This window comes from Neptuniibacter sp. QD29_5 (assembly GCF_047778125.1).
Lineage (GTDB): Bacteria > Pseudomonadota > Gammaproteobacteria > Pseudomonadales > Balneatricaceae > Neptuniibacter.
In genome coordinates, this window is the sequence record NZ_CP180556.1 from 3,438,852 (window position 1) to 3,455,055 (window position 16,204).

Consider the following 16,204-nt stretch of genomic DNA (forward strand, 5'->3'; position numbering starts at 1 on the left):
GAGATATTTATCATGACGACTATTGATAGCAACGCTGAATGGATCGATCTGTGCAGCAAAAACGACCTTATCCCTCATTCTGGCGTAGCCGCTATGCATGAGGGCCAACAGATCGCACTGTTCTATATCCCAGAGTATGAGAACGAGATCTTTGCCGTAGGTAACAACGACCCATTTAGCGGTTCTAACGTACTATCGCGCGGTTTAATCGGCGATCTTCAAGGCGAGCCGATGGTGGCATCGCCTTTATACAAACAACACTTTTCACTTAGCTCAGGTGCCTGCATCGAAGAACCCGATGTCAGCGTACCTGTGTGGCCTGCTCGCTTTGTCGATGATCAGGTTCAAATCATGCTGTAATAACCGGTAGCTATAGATACAAGATGGAACGGTTGCACAGGGAAGTCAGTTTTTCCTCTCTACAGAGGAGAAAACTAGAGGGTAACCGCTCTCATCGCGAGTTAAGATTAACTCAGCGTTTCCAGCAACCAGCTGGAGAGGTAGAATGGCCGAAACCTTGTTAAGCAGAGCTTGATCATGGCTTCACCGAGCACCTCAACACCGATTTCGACCAAAGAAAAGCTGATTGGTTATAGCCGCCTTATGCGCGTAGATAAGCCCATTGGGATCTATCTACTGCTTTGGCCGGCCTACTGGGCACTTTGGATTGCTGCCGAAGGTGTTCCAAGCTATGACATCCTTATTATCTTTACCCTTGGGGTTTTCCTAACCCGCTCCGCTGGCTGTGTCATCAATGACTTTGCTGACCGTAAAATTGATGGTCATGTAAAACGTACCGCACAACGCCCTATTCCAGCAGGTATAGTGACCGCCAAAGAAGCCTTAGTGCTGTTTGCCGGATTGATGCTGATCGCGTTTATTGCCGTACTCTTTACCAATCTCACCACTATCCTGTTATCCGGTGGCGGCCTCTTACTCGCAGCTTGCTATCCGTTTATGAAGCGCTATACCCACCTACCACAAGTGGTGCTAGGTGCAGCATTTGCCTGGTCGGTTCCTATGGCCTTTACCGCTGTAAATGAAACCGTTCCCTCCTACGCATGGCTGATCTATATAGCAACGCTGCTGTGGACTGTAGCCTACGACACTATGTATGCCATGGTGGATCGCGATGACGACCTTAAGATCGGGGTCAAATCCACCGCTATTCTGTTTGGAGATGCCGATAAAGTGATCATTGGTGTGCTTCAGGCTTCTACCCTACTTACATTTGTACTTCTGGGAATGAAGTTACAACTGGGCTGGATCTACTATGTGGGTCTTGCTGTGGCAGGCGGGCTATTTGTTTATCAGCAACTATTGATTAGAGATCGCGAGCGCGATGCCTGTTTTAAGGCTTTCTTGAATAATCATTACGCGGGTTTAGCGATTTTTATTGGCCTTGCAGGCCATTATGCAGCCTTAGATTTACTGTAAAACACCTTAAAATCAGCTACTTTTTAACTGTTTATGGCGAATTGTTACCGTTTGTCATATTTGTGTAACACTATTGTCTTCTAATATTGGCGTCGATAAATTGAGTTGAAAAGGGCAATTACGCATGTCTCTATCCAAACGCGTCCTGATTGTTGATGATGAGGCGCCAATTCGCGAAATGATCGCTGTTGCGCTAGAAATGGCTGGCTACGACTGCTTTGAAGCAAGCAATGCCACAGAAGCACACGGCCTGATCGTGGATGACAAGCCAGATATGGTCTTGTTGGACTGGATGATGCCAGGCATGAGTGGAATCGAATTTGCGCGCCGTCTGCGTAAAGATGAAACCACTGCCGATATCCCAATTATTATGCTCACGGCTAAAACCGATGAAGATAATAAAATTAAAGGCTTAGAAACCGGTGTAGACGACTACATCACTAAGCCCTTTTCGCCACGCGAACTCGTAGCTCGTCTAAAAACTGTACTGCGCCGTACAACGCCTAAAGGTATTGAAGAGCCAGTTACAGTGGACGGTCTAACCCTAGATCCAATCTCGCATCGCGTCACCTCTGATCAAACACCAATTGAACTTGGCCCGACTGAATTTCGCCTACTGCAATTCTTTATGACACACCAAGATCGCGCTTACTCTCGCGGCCAACTACTGGATATGGTGTGGGGTGGTAACGTCTACGTTGAAGAACGTACTGTCGATGTTCATATTCGTCGTTTACGAAAAGCACTTGGCGAGCGTCACGACTATCTGGTACAAACAGTCAGAGGAACGGGTTACCGCTTCTCTGCCGATGTAGCCTGATTAGTTAGCAAGGAAAAACCATGCACAAAAACCGCCACTCGATGTTTACCAGCTTATTGCTGGTGAGTGGATGCTCCTTTGCTTTGGGGCTATTAATTGGTTACCCAAGTTGGGCTTTAGCGTTAAGCCTGTTTGTATGGGCCGTTTTTCAGGCACGCCAATTCAACCGCTTGATGCAGTGGTTCCAATCCGAAGTGGAAGAGGAACCACCTGAGTGCACAGGTCACTGGGGTGAGCTTTTTGATGAGCTATCGCGCCTGCAACGTGGCCGTCAAAAACGTGAAGATCGCTTAAAAAGCATTATTTCCCGCTTTCAGGACTCAACGTCTGCCCTATCCGATGCCATTATTATCATCGATAGACACCACAACCTAGAGTGGTGGAATAAGTCTGCCATCCATCTGTTAGGACTTAATCAGGAATCGGACCGCGGTATGCCGGTCATGAACCTGCTGCGTGATCCACGCTTTGTACGCTATTACAAACGCGGTCAATACAACGACTCTATTACCCTGCCATCACCGGCACACAATGATATGCAGATCCAGTTTCATATCACACGCTTTGGTGATGAAGACCGCTTGCTCGTTGCTCGAGATGTCTCTCGATTAATACGACTGGAACAAACACGACAAGACTTCGTTGCTAACGCTTCTCACGAGCTGCGTACACCGCTTACAGTGATTAGAGGGTACTTGGAGACCTTCTTGGACCAAGCCCTGCCAAAACCGTTGCTGCGCGGTCTGAGTTCTATGCAAAACCAAGCGCGCCGAATGGAAAACTTAGTTTCAGACCTGTTGCTGCTATCGCGCTTAGAAGCCAGTAATCAAGCATCAGACGAACACCCGATCCAGATCCATAGTGTCCTAACTCATATTGTCGAAGATGCGGAGCAACTGGCGAAAACGCTGGATAAAGATCATCAGATCACACTCGATATCGACAACGCTTTTGACCTTAACGGCCAAGAGATTGAGCTGCACAGTGCCTTTTCAAACCTGGTATTTAACGCTGTGCGTTACACCCCGGCTAACGGCAAGATTGAAGTACGTTGGTGGACCGACGAGCAAGGCGGCCACTTCTCGGTAAAAGACACAGGTCCGGGCATTGAAGCGATGCATCTACCACGTCTAACCGAGCGTTTCTATCGAGTGGATGAGAGTCGTTCTTCTGCTAGCGGTGGTACCGGCCTTGGCTTAGCCATTGTGAAGCACGTACTGGCACGTCACGGTGGCCAGCTAACGATTAAGAGTAAGCTAGGGAAAGGCAGCACCTTTGCCTGCCATTTCCCAACAGAGATGATCGCACCGTCTCATGTGGAAGATGAACATTCCGCTTAAGCTTATTCGAAGAGATAAAACAAAACGGCCTGCTCAAAGCAGGCCGTTTATTTATTTACGATTCCAGACGCTTTTGGTCCAGATCGATCTCAGTTGTTGAGTGGGCCTCAACCCAGTAGATGGTTGCACCAACCACCGCAGCAGGCATCAGAATCAAGTTCAATAATGGCACCAACATGCCAAGTTGAATCAAGCCACCAAAACCGATTGACGTAAGGCGATCAGACTTCAACATAAGCTTCATATTCTTGAAGCTAACTTTGTTGTTATCCATCGGATAGTCGCAGTACTGAATCGCCATCATCCAAGCACCGAACAAGATCCACAAGAAAGGCGAGATCAGGTTGATCACTGGAATAAACGACAGAACCAACAGAAAAAGAACACGCGGTAGGTAATAGGCCAACTTAGAAAGCTCGCGACCAATCGCTCTTGGGATCAGCGCGATAACCTCTTTCCAACCGTCATCAGTGACGACATCACCACGTAGGCGCTTCTCTACTTTCTCAGATAAGAAACCATTAAACGGCGCAGCAATGATATTGGCGACTATAGAGAAGCCGTAATAAACAAATACGATAACTAACAAGGCCATCACTGGCCATAAAACGTAGTGCAGGAACTGCAACCACTCCCAATCAGGTAGAAACGTTGTAATTAAGCTATCGACCCAAGCGCCAAAGTTACTAAACAATAACCAAATCGCGGTTACAAACAGCACAATATTGGTTAGTAGTGGGACAAGTACAAAGGGGCGAATCTCCGGGTCTGGCAACATCTGCAAGCCCCGTAAAACATAGCTTCCACCTCTTACTGGATTTCCTTTCATATTTACCTTTTAGTAAGTTAAAAATACAATTAATTTTATCGCCACGGCACCTATCATCATCATAAGACCGACGCGGTTTACGTTAAATTCCCGCTTTGTCATGTCCATGGTAGGTTTCCAAAATTCCACCAGCGACTTAAAGTCTTTGGTGCGTCCAGCGTACATCGCTAGAGAAACCAAAAATACTAGCAAACCACCCCAAAATAAAAATTGCTCTAATATTGCCAGATACATCACATTCGCCTTTACTTATTGCCAGTAGAAAGTAACCCGTTTTATGCTTACGGCTCATTGATCAGATGACCTTTGAACCAAAAACGGTTCCCTAGCGTACCAAAAAACAATGTAGTCGGCTGCACTGCCTTGGTTGAGCGACTTATTTTTCCACCAGACCATAGCGCAGATTAACGACGCTAGTATTACGCAGCTGCTGGAGTAGTAAATGAAAGCGATACAAATTGCACAGTTTGGTTCCAACGACGTCTTAAAATATACCGAACTGGATAAACCTGAACTGAATTCAGGTGAAGTCCTTGTCAAAAACAAAGCCGCAGGCGTAAACCCGATCGATTGGAAAACCTGTTCTGGCGGCGGAGCAGCACCATTTATTGGCGAGTTACCTTTTGTTCCAGGTTGGGAGTTTGCGGGCACGATTGAAGCCGTTGCCGATGATGTCACTGAATTTAGTGTCGGTGATGAGGTATTCGGTTTAATCCGCTTCCCTGAAGCGGCAGGCTGCTTTGCTGAATATATTGCAGCTCCAGCAGATCAGATTAGCCTTCGTCCTGAAGGTCTACCAGTTGAAGCGGCAGCAGGCTTAGGCTTAGCAGGTCTTACCGCATGGCAGGCCCTATTTGATAAAGGCCACCTACAGGCATCCCAGCAAGTGGTGATTCTTGCAGGTGCTGGCGGTGTCGGTCACTTAGCGATCCAACTGGCGAAATGGATGGGCGCGCGCGTTGCAACGACTGCATCGGCTAAAAACCATGAGTTCTTGAAATCACTCGGCGCGGACCTAGTGATCGATTACCACAACGACAAAATCACCGATCATATCGATAACGTCGATCTGGTTATTGACGGTATGGGCGGCGAGATCGGTATAGAAGCGCTTAACTGTGTGAAGCCTGGCGGTACGCTAGTAACACTGCCATCAGTGACCAAAGATGAGGTTATCGCGGCGGGTAAAGCGATGAAGGTGAAAGTAGAGCCTATCCGTGTAGAAGCGAATAGCGAACAACTAGATCGCTTAGCAGGTCTTTATGCCGACCGTAAGCTAGAGCTTCAACTGGCTGACACTTATCCTATTGAAAAAGTCGGTGATGCTTTTGATGCCAGCAGATCTGGTAGAACTCAGGGCAAGTTAGTTTTGACTATCTGAAGACACCTAGCAGGGTGCAATAGGTTCCTATTGCACCCTGCTCACTAATCGTCAAATTCTAATAATGATAACGACAAGAGATGATCGTGATAGCTTGATCATCTACGGCGTAAACAAGCCTGTTGGTATCATCAATCCTACGAGACCAAAAACCTGCAAGATTTTCCTTTAGGGGCTCAGGCTTACCGACGCCTTCAAAAGGCGAACGCTTAGAATCTATGATGAGCTTATTGATACGTTTAAGTGTTTTTCTATCTTGGGTTTGCCAATAGAGATAATCCCCCCAAGCTTCATCGGTCCATGATAAAAGTCTTGGATTACTCATCAATCAACTCACGCTCCTTAGTCTGACCCGCTCGATACTGTGCAATTGACCGATCTAAGTGTTCAGCATTTTTAGGGGAACGCAGAAGGTGAACAGTCTCCATTAAACTGTTGTAGTAATCTAATGACATGACCACCGCATCTTCGGAATCCCTCCGAGTAATAACAGTTGTATCCGCATCATTAACCACACCATCCAAAACAGCCTTCAAGCCATTACGCGCTTCGGTGAAGGAAACAATTTTCATAAAACACTACCTGTACAATTAATAGTACAAGTATAGGAAAGGCATTCTGTAATGTACAGAAAGTTGAACATGTATGGATGATCTGAACGAGGGGCAATAACTTAGCTATTACCCCCTGATGGCTAACTATAAATAACTATTAAAAGCTCAAACCTTGATAAACATACATCGCAGTGACTTTATCCATACTGGTGGTGATCTTTTCGGCAGATCTCACCACTAGGGCTAAACGCCCTTTATCAGACGCTGAATCTGATAGTCCCTTAAAGCGCTTAAAGTCACGTTGGATTTTGCTCAGTTCAGATTTGATCTGATCGTTATTAAGCGGGTCGCCTTCTAATTCCGCTCGGTTCTGTTCAAACAATTGTAGTGAGCTGATAAAGGCTTCGCTGTACTCATCCTGAAAACCCCATGCACGTAGCGCGTAGTGGCTGGTAACACGTTGTGCCAACATGCGGACAAAGCCCGCGTTGCTAATCACTTTGCCAAAGCGACTATCGTTATTCTCTACGATCTCCATAGTGACCGCACTCCACTGTTGCAGCAACAGTTCGGTTGCTTGTCTGACTTCGGCCGCTTTTTCTCGAGAAGGAGGAGCAAGATAAAGCGGCTTAACCACTTTCCATTGCTCAGCTGCACGCTTTAACGCTTGTTTCTCAGCATCTGTCTTAGCATAAGCCAAAATCTGTTTTTGGGTTTTCTCGTAATCTTTGATCGATTCAGCTAACTCTTGCTCTGCCTTACGGCCACGCACCGATAAACCTATCAGCATGTAATCCTTCAGCATCTGCTGAGTCAGCATACTCTGGTGAGAAGCCGTATTTATGGCATGCTCAATCGAGGTAATTTCAGCAACACTGTGACCACTGAGAAAGAGCAAACTCATCAAAACATAACGAATCAAACGCATCAGATACTCCTCTTTAGACGCAAGCTTCAGCTAATAAGCTCTCCACCTGATCTAATAAATGGTTTTCTGACCAAGGTTTGGTCAGATACACATCGACTCCTGCATCCGTTGCCTCTAATCTATGTTTATCAGTCGATCGCGAGGTGATCATTATCACTGGGATATGAGCCGTTTCTTCACGGTTTTTCAATATGGTGGAAAGTTCAACGCCCCCCATACGAGGCATCTCCATATCAGTCAGAATTAAATCAGGCTGGCGCTTACGCACCTGATTCAACGCATCCAAACCGTCTATCGCCGTCATCACTTCATAACCGGTGTCTTTCAACAAGGTCTCAAGAGATTTCCGCGCACTCAATGAATCATCCACAACCAATAAGCGTGGAAGCTCCAAATCTATATCACTGTCAATCAGCACTGGCTGATCGGACAATGTTGTACGTTGATGTCGAATACGTGCTGGTAAATCGACGATTGGCGCCGCTTCACCGTTGGCAAGAATAGTAAGGCCCGGAATACCTGGAAGATCCGGTACATATTCGCCCATCTGTTTAAAGGCCAGTTCTCGGTGAGCGATGATCTCTTTGACCAAAACAGCCACTCGTTCACCTTGTGCCATATTAACAATCAATACTGGGTGTACGGCACCCGGCTCAAGATAGAGATGCTTACGTTGATGCAGAAGGTTTTCCAGCATAAATACTGGATAGCTATCACCTTCGTGGATAAAGGAAAGCTCCTCTTCGGTTTCTTGGAACTGGCCATCCAGCGAAATTAAGCTCTGCTCAACACCATGCCCAGATAAAGCAAATACCTGTTTACCACAGCGAACTAGCAAAGTTTTAACCATCAAGGAGCTGGCAGGCATCGCCAAGGTAAAGGCTGTACCTTCACCTGAGGTCGATTGGATATCCAAGGTACCTTGTAGGCGCAAGATCTGCTGATACACCACATCCATACCAATGCCGCGACCGGACAATTGACTAATTTCATCACGAGTTGAGAAACCAGGAATAAGTATGAGTCGGTATACATCATCTGAACTCAATGGCAGATCAGGCTCGATCAATTTCTTATCATGAGCCACTGCTAATACCCGCTGGGTATTGATGCCATCACCGTCATCTTTACAGCTTACTTTGATCTGACCATCGTGGAGGCCGAAACTTAAAGTGATCGTACCCTGCTCAGGCTTACCTCGTTGACGCCTTAAACCTGTACTTTCTAGACCATGATCGACCGCATTTCGAATGATATGCATCAGAGGGTCAGCTAGCTGATTCAAGATATTGCTATCCACCAGCGTATCTTCACCCTGAATAACCAAACGTGCCTCTTTACCGGTAGAACGGCATACTTGTCGCAAGATACGCTGTAAACGTGAAGAGATCGTACTGACTTCGACTTGTCGTGTACTTAAAACATTGTCGAGGGTCTCTTTCTGCAAGCTGGATTGCGCGATATGGAGGGTACTCAAGCTATGGATATGCCCTTCCATCTCCTGAGTTACCTCACGCACGTCTGCTACCGCCTCTTGTACACGAGAGATGGTCGTGTGCATTTCGTTATAGCGGTCCATCTCAAGTGGGTCGAAGTCATCCGCGTTTTCATCCAGGTGAGGCTGTAGATTCATCTGCTCGCTGAACTGTTGCTCCAATTCAAAGAGAACACGCTGCAAGTTACGATGACGCTCACGGTTAGTTCGAGTAAAGCCGCGTAACTGTGTAACCTCTTCATCAAGCTGGGCGTTCAACGTATTTGACTCACCCGCCAAACGGAACAGGGTGTCCAATACCGTACGCGGTACTCGGAAGACCTGGTTTTCTTCTCGAGCGCTGTCTACTGCAGGAGCCTCTGCTTCACTTGCTTGTGGTTTTTCAGTCACATCAGCAGAATCATCAGCACTTGCAACCGCCGGTTCTACAACTGTACGTTCTTGTTCTTTATCAAGGGCGTCCACACCTTCTGTTTTAAGGCGGTAATCCCAATCCATGATCAACTGTAACGTCGAAAGAGCATTGTCAGGCGCGCTCCCGCCTGCAGTGATAGCCTCTGCCATTGCAGCTAAGCAATCAGACGCTTCAAACAGATCATCTTTCAAACTACCTGTAGGCAGCTGATCCTGATCCGCTAAGAATTCCAATACATCTTCTAGGCGGTGAGCCAAGTTAGCCAAGCCCTTGATACCCGCCATATTGGCCAAGCCTTTCAAGGTATGTACCGCACGCTGAGCACTACGTAATGCAGGCTTATGCTCCTGATCCAACAACTGCTGAATACTGTCTAAGTATTCGTCCGACAGCGTCGGTAGTTCGTTGTACAGCATATCCGATAACTGAGGATCGATTTCACCCGACTCATGTAATTCAACATCTTCAGGTTTGGCTTCCTCCCGCACCAGATCATCACTGGTCTGCAGCGAAGCCAGCGCAAACAGATCAGTAATATATTTAGTTTCTTCAGCCGTAGGTCTGCAAGGCAGGGATTCATGACTAAAAGCAGTCAACAGTGCTTGTTGATGTTCTGCAGCACCGAGATCAGAGAAGTAATCCAGTAAGCAGTTAAGGGCGCTATAAACTGCATTAATTTTGTCTTCTAGAAGCGGAATCTGATGTTGCTGTAGATAACTTAGGTTCGCAATTAAGCCTTCAACCAGCACTTTTGCACCATTAAGGTTAATGGTCTGTAGTGCACGAATAACGGTTTCTAGACCATCAATGCTCTCTTCTACCGTTGATGGCTCTATCTCAGTCTGCAACCACTGATCAGATAGCTGCTGAATTGATTGCGACAGCATTGTGACAACCGCAGGATCCACTTGGGCACTCCCCTGCTCCAACACAGCCTGATCAATCTCACAGAAAGCCGGTGGTTCAGGCAGAATTGCGACACTAGCTTCAGCTTCAACCACTAGCTCTTCAACCACTAACTCTTCAACAACATCAGCTTCGTCATCACATGAATCGCTGCTACTAAACTCTTCACGTAATCGCTCTAAATCTTGCGCAAGAAGGGGCTTTAAGAAATCGGTATCTTCAGCCAAAACAGGCTCTGACCAACCGGACTCAACCATCAAATTCAATACAGACTCAACCTGTTGATCATCTGCAGACTCTAATAGATTTTCTATCGCACGATGTAGCTGTTCGACTACCGCTAGGTCTGATAATTCAGGTACTTGCAGTAGTAGCTCTCCGTACAACGCAAGCATGTCAGTAATACCGGTCCAATCATCCTCAGAATAATCATCAATTAACTCGTAGAATTGATCGGAGTGGAGTTCTTCAAAACGATCTAGATCCTCGCCAACCTGCCGTAGCAATGGCAATAATGCTGGCAGTTTATTCGATATGTCACTTTGTGAAGGTTGTGGCAGATCAGCTTCGATCGACGGCTCAAGCAATTCACTTTGAGCGGTGTCATCACATTCAACACCTAATTTCTGACAATCACCCAATAACAGATCGCGAAGAAAACTAGCGTCTTCCTCAGGCACAGGTTCAATCCATGCGGAATCATTCATAAGGGCCAGTAGTGAATCAATATTCTGTTCACTTGGTTGCTCTAACAAACGAATAATCGCACTATTTAGCTTGGTAGCTATGTGAGAACCTTCAAGCTCCCCGAGTTGCTGTAATAGCTCGCCATACAGGGCCAACATATCAGCAATACCTGCCCAATCCTCTTCGGAATAGCGATCAATCAAATCATAGAATTGATCGCTATATTCAGCTTCAAACAGGGCGATATCAACTGCCATTTGTCGCAACAATGGCACAAGTTCAGGCCAACATTGCTCAGCAGATGCAGCTGACTCTATTGGATCAATAGATAGTTCAGGTTCTGTTACAAGTTCTTCCACATCATCAGAGCTCTTCAGCGCAACATCGCCTGCTAAGGTATTAAAATCGCTGCGCAGTAGATCAATCAGGAAGCTAACATCCTCATCAACGACCGGTTCTACCCAAGCTGAGTCTTTCATCAATTCGAGTGCCGGCTCAATCTCTTGAGGGTTTAAGTTCTGTAGAAGGTTGATGAGTGCTGTATTTAATTGCGTCACAATCTGGGCATCTTCCAGCTCATCTATTTGCTGAAGTAGCTCACCGTAAAGCGCCAGCGTATCCGCCACACCGGTCAAATCATCTTCAGAGCAGCGATCAATCAGATCATAGAGGTGATCAGATTGCTCTTCAGAGAGCGTAGATAATGAAACAGCGATAGCTTGTAAAAGCTCAACCAACTCAACCGCAATCGGATGGCTAGGTGATTCTGAATCTGCCTCAGAAGCATTCGACTCATCAACTTCTGCAGTCAGCTCAACCTGTTCAACATCACTTACCTGTGATTGTGATTGCAGCTGGCAACCGTCATCTTGTAAAAGTTCGAATAGGAATTCAGCATCTTCAGCAACTACGGGCTCTGGCCAATCGTCACTTTGCAATAACGTCACTAAGCCTTGCGCGACTTCCTCTGGTGACTGAGAAAACAAGCCCTGCAGTTTGTCAGATATCTCTGACATAACGGTTTCGGTTTGCTTTAGTTGAGTCTCATCTAAAGACTCCAACAGCTCAGCATACAACGCTAGAAAGTCAGATAGCCCGGTAAGGTTATGCTCACTAAACTGGTCTACGTACTCATACAGCTCGACTACCAGTTCTGTTAGAGGCAGCTCCATTTTCAGGCAAAGCTTCTGCTTCGCTGTCAGCCACTCGATGGCTAGTTTAGGATCAAACATTGATCTCTATCCCACCTATTCTCAGGATGAAGCGAGTTTAAATACACTAACTGATTTCTGAAGCTCGTCGGCCGCGTCTACCAGCTCATCGGATAGCTGAGCCTGCTGCTTCATTTCGGCGTTGGTCGCTTGAGTGGTTTCGTTAATGCTGTTTGCACGGGTACGTAGCTCTTCCGCTACTTTCGCCTGTTTCACCGAGCTGTGTGCGATACGTACTACGGAATCTACCAGAGTCTGAGTAGTGGCACGGGTCTCATCCATACGCTCACCCGCTTCTTCCGCTAGGCGCGTGCCCTCGACTACGTCAGTGATTACGTTGTTGATTACGTTAATCGTATCCGATGTCTCAAGCTGGATATTATTTACTAGAGATTCGATCTCAGAGGTCGCTTCACGGGAGTTCTCCGCAAGACGTTGTACCTCATCTACTACCACCATCAAACCACGACCCGCTTCACCAGCTGACGCCGCGTGCATACTCGCGTTAAGGGATAGTACGTGGGTACGTTCCGAGATGTTGTTGATTAGGTTGACGATACCACCGATCTCTTGAGAACGTTCACCCAAGCGTTTGATACGTTTTTCCGCCTCATGGATGGTCTGGCGGATTTTGTTGATACTGTCGATCGTCTGAGATACTGAGTCCATCGCCGTTTCAGATGTTTTGATCGCTTTCTGAGATGCGTTGTTCGACAGTACGGCCAGTTTAGAGATCAATTCCATTGCACGAATTGCGGAGTCCAAACCGTTCAATGTTTCACTGATCTCCTCTTTCTCTCGTTCCGCATAGCTCAATACCGTTTCGGACTGAGATTTCACCTGAACCGATGCATCATTTACACGGGTGGATACGCTGTTTACTTCCTGCAATACCGATTCGATCGACTCTACCAACTGGTTAATGGAATCAGATACCGCACCCGTTACATCTTCTGCTACAGGTACGCGCACTGTTAGGTCTCGCTGGGAAATCTGGAATACGTTCTGGATCAAAGTAATGATCGAGCTGTTAAGGCGTTGGTTCTCTTGTTCCTTAACTTGAAGTGCGTTCTCTTTCTCATCAAGCATGTTATCCAATACGCTCGATAGCTGACCCAATTCGTCTTGCGTGTCCAAGCCACTTCGTGCTTCGACATCGCCTTCACGTACTTTATCTACCGCTGACTGGATAGTTTTCAGTGGATCAATTACGCCATATTTGATGATGGATAGAGAGATGGCCATCGCCACGATCATCAAGCCGATAGAGATCAAGAAGTAGGTCGCCATCTCAGTGGTATCGTCAGCAATCAACAGATCGTTTTGTACCTTGTAGCTTGCTGCTAGCTCGGTTACTTCATCAATCTTTGGAGCCAGTTTATCGATAATCTCTTGTAGGCTGGCAAACTGAGTTTGTTTACGCTCGATCGCTTCTGCTAGTTCGGTAACCAATAATTCAATCTGCTCGATATTGCCTGAAGCAGACGCACGACTATCGGATAGAGATTTAACCTTGCTGGAATCTAGGTGAGCCGTTTGGATCTGTCTTCTGATGGTATACAGGTCTGTTTGAATAATATCTAAGTCAACTTCCCGACCATCAGTAGCGATATATTTATCAAGATCGGTTTGCACAACCGACAATTGATCACGAACCCAGTTACGGTTGATCCATAGAACTAAAGGTTCAGTTTGTGAAATAAGGGTACGGATTTCAGCGGATAGACCTTCATCCTTACTTACCCCGATCTGGATCGCAGTTTCAGATGCATCGTAAAAGGCATCTTGATACTGATCTATGATGACTTGGAACTGTTCTACCAGCTGTTTATCTTTATCAGTGCGTAGATAGGTCTTAAGGCTTAGGATATCTTGATCCAATTTCGCCATTACATCGTTATAGATGGATAGGCGATCCATCTCCTTCGCTACCTGAAAGCTCTTCTCTTGGAAACGGGCCTCGGCCACACTTTCCTGGATATCTCGTACCAACAGTAGGAAGCTATTTAAGTTTTGAGAACGCTGTTTAGCTGCCTCTTGCAGAACAATCGTCTGGTAGTAGGACGCACTCATAAAGAACAGACCGGCACAGAGCAATCCTAATACGATTGCGAACTTAATCGGTATCCTAATGTTCTTAAATTCCCAAAAAGACTGCATAGCTCACTCCGTACTTTTAAAACTGTTTCTTCAAGGCTAGGAACAATCGGTGGTGATCAATTTCAACCCAGTGTCGATTTTGATGCTCATATACCTGTCCCGCTGCCTGACGGATAACATCAGGCAGATCCCCACATGCTTGATCCAGTAAAACTGGGTCAGTGATACTCTGAGGTGGTTGGGTCAATAAGACACCAACTGTCTGCGGATGATCACCGATCAGCAATACCCAAGATTGCGGGGCTGTGTTGCCATCTAAGATTTCTAAGTACCTATTCAGATCATAAACAGGCACCATTTCGCCACGGTGATTCATAAATCCGGCGAACCAGTCAGGTGTAGATGGGGTCAAACAAATTGAGGGAGCTTTCACCACCTCTGCTCGGGTTAATTCCGGGATAAGTAGCTGGTAACTACCGATTTCAAAACCGTGCCGAATCTGGTGAATGCTAGGCTTATCATCCGCTTTTATATTTATTGTTAGCTGAGCATCCATCGCGTATGTCTCAAGTTAACGCAGAAATTTGCGCCATAAGTTCTGCATCAGTAAACGGCTTAGGGACCATGGCTGTTGCACCTTGTAACTGTGCCCAAACCTTATCGGCCTCTTCGTTTTTACTCGATACAATCACGACAGGAATATGTTTTGTTGCTTCGTCAGAAGTTATCTGACGACAGGCTGAGTAACCATCCATTTCAGGCATGACGATATCCATAAAAATCAGATCAGGATTTTCTGTCTTTGCTTTTTCAAGGCCCTGTTTGCCATCGTTGGCAGCGACTACTTCTACACCGCAAGAAGCCAATACTGTACAAATATGCTTTTGCTGAACTAGGTCATCTTCAACAACCAATACTTTTTTCACTGGATAGCTCCATTTACTACTTACGCTTTCTGAAATTCATCAACCCAATTGGATACTCGGCCGATCACCTTCTGAAACTCCTCATGCACTATTGGCTTGGTCAGATAAGTGGAACAGCCAGACATAATTCCCTTCACCTCATCCATAGGTGATGTCTTAGAGGTCAGCATGATGATTGGGGTTTTCTTTAAGTCTGGTCGTTTACGCATCTCAGTACAGGCTTCAAATCCATCCATTCCAGGCATAACCACATCCAGAAAAATAAAGTCATAACTATGGTCTGTTACATTCGCGAGTGCTTCTTCACCAGAACCGGCAAAGTGCACATTAACTGGTAGCGGTAACTGTTGTAGCTCAGCATTTAATGCCTGTTGCATTACATCGTTATCATCCACCACCAGCACTTGATAACTGGTTCGACCACTTTCAACTGCAGCACTTTCCATAGGCTTAGGTGCAGTGTATTTACTGAAAGTATCTTCTTCCGGTTCCTGTTTAGCAGACACAAAATCCATCTCTTCGTTTTCGAGTGTCATTTTATCTAATGCACGTAAAACGCGAGAGGAAACCAGAGGGTAGCCAAGATGAGCATGTTTATCAGTTTGAGGTTTACCACGGCCAACCAAAATGATGCGGGCATGGTAACTCTGATGGATCTCGGCTAATTCAGGGTATAGAGAGAGGTCAAATCCAAATACGAGCAGCAGGTCAGGAAGCTCAGAAAAATCGGGAGTTACCAACGTATAACGGGTCTGTTTAGACAACTTGAAAATCTTTTCTAGCTTAGCCCGTTGATCGTTAGGAAAACCTATTGAACCTATCAGCATATCAGCCCCATACCCTTACAGATGAAATGGGATATGCTAAAAATCGAGAGGGAATTAGATGATGAATATCATCTAAATTATTAAAACTGCCCTGAACTACCCCTGACGAACGCGGGATAATACATGGCGCTTTTTTCATTAATGCTGCGGCATCACAACCAACTCGCTGTGAACTACCATTGCAGTAACACATGACTTCCATAAGCTAGCACCAGCAACCCACAGCATAAAAAATGCGGTTACCAGTCTCCATCTCTACTCTATAATTTTTATTTTTATTAGTGACGTCTAAAAAACGTCCGTCTCTATACACTACCGATTTTATTAAATGAATAAAACCTCTTGTGC

At 46.1% G+C, this 16,204-nt stretch carries 15 protein-coding genes; 5 read left to right on the forward strand and 10 right to left on the reverse strand.

Annotated features, from left to right (window positions below; translation table 11 throughout):
• The first annotated feature begins 12 nt into the window (after positions 1-12).
• The 4 genes from nirD to phoR all read left to right on the forward strand — a co-directional run bounded on the left by nirD (position 13) and on the right by phoR (position 3,597).
• Complete coding sequence (gene nirD / locus ACMXYR_RS16450; protein ID WP_415882912.1) at positions 13-360, forward strand: nitrite reductase small subunit NirD; 348 nt, start codon at positions 13-15, stop codon at positions 358-360.
• Between the two features lie 177 nt (positions 361-537).
• Complete coding sequence (gene ubiA, locus ACMXYR_RS16455; RefSeq protein WP_415897205.1) at positions 538-1,437, forward strand: 4-hydroxybenzoate octaprenyltransferase; 900 nt, start codon at positions 538-540, stop codon at positions 1,435-1,437.
• A gap of 124 nt (positions 1,438-1,561) precedes the next feature.
• A complete protein-coding gene (gene phoB / locus ACMXYR_RS16460; protein WP_415882914.1) occupies positions 1,562-2,257 on the forward strand; it encodes a phosphate regulon transcriptional regulator PhoB in 696 nt (231 codons plus the stop codon).
• Between the two features lie 20 nt (positions 2,258-2,277).
• A complete protein-coding gene (gene phoR / locus ACMXYR_RS16465) occupies positions 2,278-3,597 on the forward strand; it encodes a phosphate regulon sensor histidine kinase PhoR (RefSeq protein WP_415882915.1) in 1,320 nt (439 codons plus the stop codon).
• Positions 3,598-3,652: 55 nt separating this feature from the next.
• Here phoR and cysZ read toward each other — a convergent pair whose 3' ends face one another.
• Positions 3,653-4,426, reverse strand: a complete 774-nt coding sequence (cysZ, locus tag ACMXYR_RS16470; protein WP_415886327.1) for a sulfate transporter CysZ — start codon at positions 4,424-4,426, stop codon at positions 3,653-3,655.
• Between the two features lie 9 nt (positions 4,427-4,435).
• Positions 4,436-4,660 carry a hypothetical protein gene (locus tag ACMXYR_RS16475; RefSeq protein ID WP_415882917.1) on the reverse strand — a complete coding sequence of 75 codons (225 nt, stop codon included), beginning with the start codon at positions 4,658-4,660 and terminating at the stop codon, positions 4,436-4,438.
• A 208-nt stretch (positions 4,661-4,868) separates the two neighbouring features.
• Here ACMXYR_RS16475 and ACMXYR_RS16480 point away from each other — a divergent pair, with 208 nt between their 5' ends.
• The gene (locus tag ACMXYR_RS16480) at positions 4,869-5,807 is read left to right on the forward strand and encodes an NADP-dependent oxidoreductase (protein ID WP_415902389.1); all 939 of its coding nucleotides are present in this window, start codon (positions 4,869-4,871) and stop codon (positions 5,805-5,807) included.
• Between the two features lie 58 nt (positions 5,808-5,865).
• On the opposite strand, the gene ACMXYR_RS16485 is transcribed toward ACMXYR_RS16480, so the two are convergent.
• The 8 genes from ACMXYR_RS16485 to ACMXYR_RS16520 form a co-directional block, all read right to left on the reverse strand.
• Complete coding sequence (locus tag ACMXYR_RS16485) at positions 5,866-6,132, reverse strand: Txe/YoeB family addiction module toxin (RefSeq protein ID WP_415897206.1); 267 nt, start codon at positions 6,130-6,132, stop codon at positions 5,866-5,868.
• The gene (locus ACMXYR_RS16490; protein ID WP_415882920.1) at positions 6,125-6,379 is read right to left on the reverse strand and encodes a type II toxin-antitoxin system Phd/YefM family antitoxin; all 255 of its coding nucleotides are present in this window, start codon (positions 6,377-6,379) and stop codon (positions 6,125-6,127) included. The genes ACMXYR_RS16485 and ACMXYR_RS16490 overlap by 8 nt, the downstream gene beginning before the upstream one ends.
• 139 nt (positions 6,380-6,518) lie before the next feature.
• Positions 6,519-7,289 carry a hypothetical protein gene (locus ACMXYR_RS16495; RefSeq protein WP_415902390.1) on the reverse strand — a complete coding sequence of 257 codons (771 nt, stop codon included), beginning with the start codon at positions 7,287-7,289 and terminating at the stop codon, positions 6,519-6,521.
• A 13-nt stretch (positions 7,290-7,302) separates the two neighbouring features.
• The gene (locus tag ACMXYR_RS16500) at positions 7,303-12,024 is read right to left on the reverse strand and encodes a response regulator (RefSeq protein ID WP_415902391.1); all 4,722 of its coding nucleotides are present in this window, start codon (positions 12,022-12,024) and stop codon (positions 7,303-7,305) included.
• A gap of 21 nt (positions 12,025-12,045) precedes the next feature.
• A complete protein-coding gene (locus ACMXYR_RS16505; RefSeq protein WP_415902392.1) occupies positions 12,046-14,163 on the reverse strand; it encodes a methyl-accepting chemotaxis protein in 2,118 nt (705 codons plus the stop codon).
• A gap of 16 nt (positions 14,164-14,179) precedes the next feature.
• The gene (locus ACMXYR_RS16510; RefSeq protein ID WP_415902393.1) at positions 14,180-14,659 is read right to left on the reverse strand and encodes a chemotaxis protein CheW; all 480 of its coding nucleotides are present in this window, start codon (positions 14,657-14,659) and stop codon (positions 14,180-14,182) included.
• Positions 14,660-14,669: 10 nt separating this feature from the next.
• A complete protein-coding gene (locus ACMXYR_RS16515; RefSeq protein ID WP_415902394.1) occupies positions 14,670-15,029 on the reverse strand; it encodes a response regulator in 360 nt (119 codons plus the stop codon).
• 20 nt (positions 15,030-15,049) lie between these two features.
• Positions 15,050-15,856 (reverse strand): response regulator, encoded by an 807-nt coding sequence (locus ACMXYR_RS16520; protein WP_415902395.1) that lies wholly within the window; start codon positions 15,854-15,856, stop codon positions 15,050-15,052.
• Between the last annotated feature and the right edge of the window lie 348 nt (positions 15,857-16,204).

Coding starts and splice junctions, on each gene's coding strand:
- ACMXYR_RS16505 (WP_415902392.1), bottom strand. CDS start 14,163: ATGCAGTCTTTTTGGGAATTTAAGAACATTAGGATACCGATTAAGTTC.
- phoR (WP_415882915.1), top strand. CDS start 2,278: ATGCACAAAAACCGCCACTCGATGTTTACCAGCTTATTGCTGGTGAGT.
- cysZ (WP_415886327.1), bottom strand. CDS start 4,426: ATGAAAGGAAATCCAGTAAGAGGTGGAAGCTATGTTTTACGGGGCTTG.
- ACMXYR_RS16510 (WP_415902393.1), bottom strand. CDS start 14,659: ATGGATGCTCAGCTAACAATAAATATAAAAGCGGATGATAAGCCTAGC.
- nirD (WP_415882912.1), top strand. CDS start 13: ATGACGACTATTGATAGCAACGCTGAATGGATCGATCTGTGCAGCAAA.
- ubiA (WP_415897205.1), top strand. CDS start 538: ATGGCTTCACCGAGCACCTCAACACCGATTTCGACCAAAGAAAAGCTG.
- phoB (WP_415882914.1), top strand. CDS start 1,562: ATGTCTCTATCCAAACGCGTCCTGATTGTTGATGATGAGGCGCCAATT.
- ACMXYR_RS16495 (WP_415902390.1), bottom strand. CDS start 7,289: ATGCGTTTGATTCGTTATGTTTTGATGAGTTTGCTCTTTCTCAGTGGT.
- ACMXYR_RS16485 (WP_415897206.1), bottom strand. CDS start 6,132: ATGAGTAATCCAAGACTTTTATCATGGACCGATGAAGCTTGGGGGGAT.
- ACMXYR_RS16520 (WP_415902395.1), bottom strand. CDS start 15,856: ATGCTGATAGGTTCAATAGGTTTTCCTAACGATCAACGGGCTAAGCTA.
- ACMXYR_RS16500 (WP_415902391.1), bottom strand. CDS start 12,024: ATGTTTGATCCTAAACTAGCCATCGAGTGGCTGACAGCGAAGCAGAAG.
- ACMXYR_RS16490 (WP_415882920.1), bottom strand. CDS start 6,379: ATGAAAATTGTTTCCTTCACCGAAGCGCGTAATGGCTTGAAGGCTGTT.
- ACMXYR_RS16480 (WP_415902389.1), top strand. CDS start 4,869: ATGAAAGCGATACAAATTGCACAGTTTGGTTCCAACGACGTCTTAAAA.
- ACMXYR_RS16475 (WP_415882917.1), bottom strand. CDS start 4,660: ATGTATCTGGCAATATTAGAGCAATTTTTATTTTGGGGTGGTTTGCTA.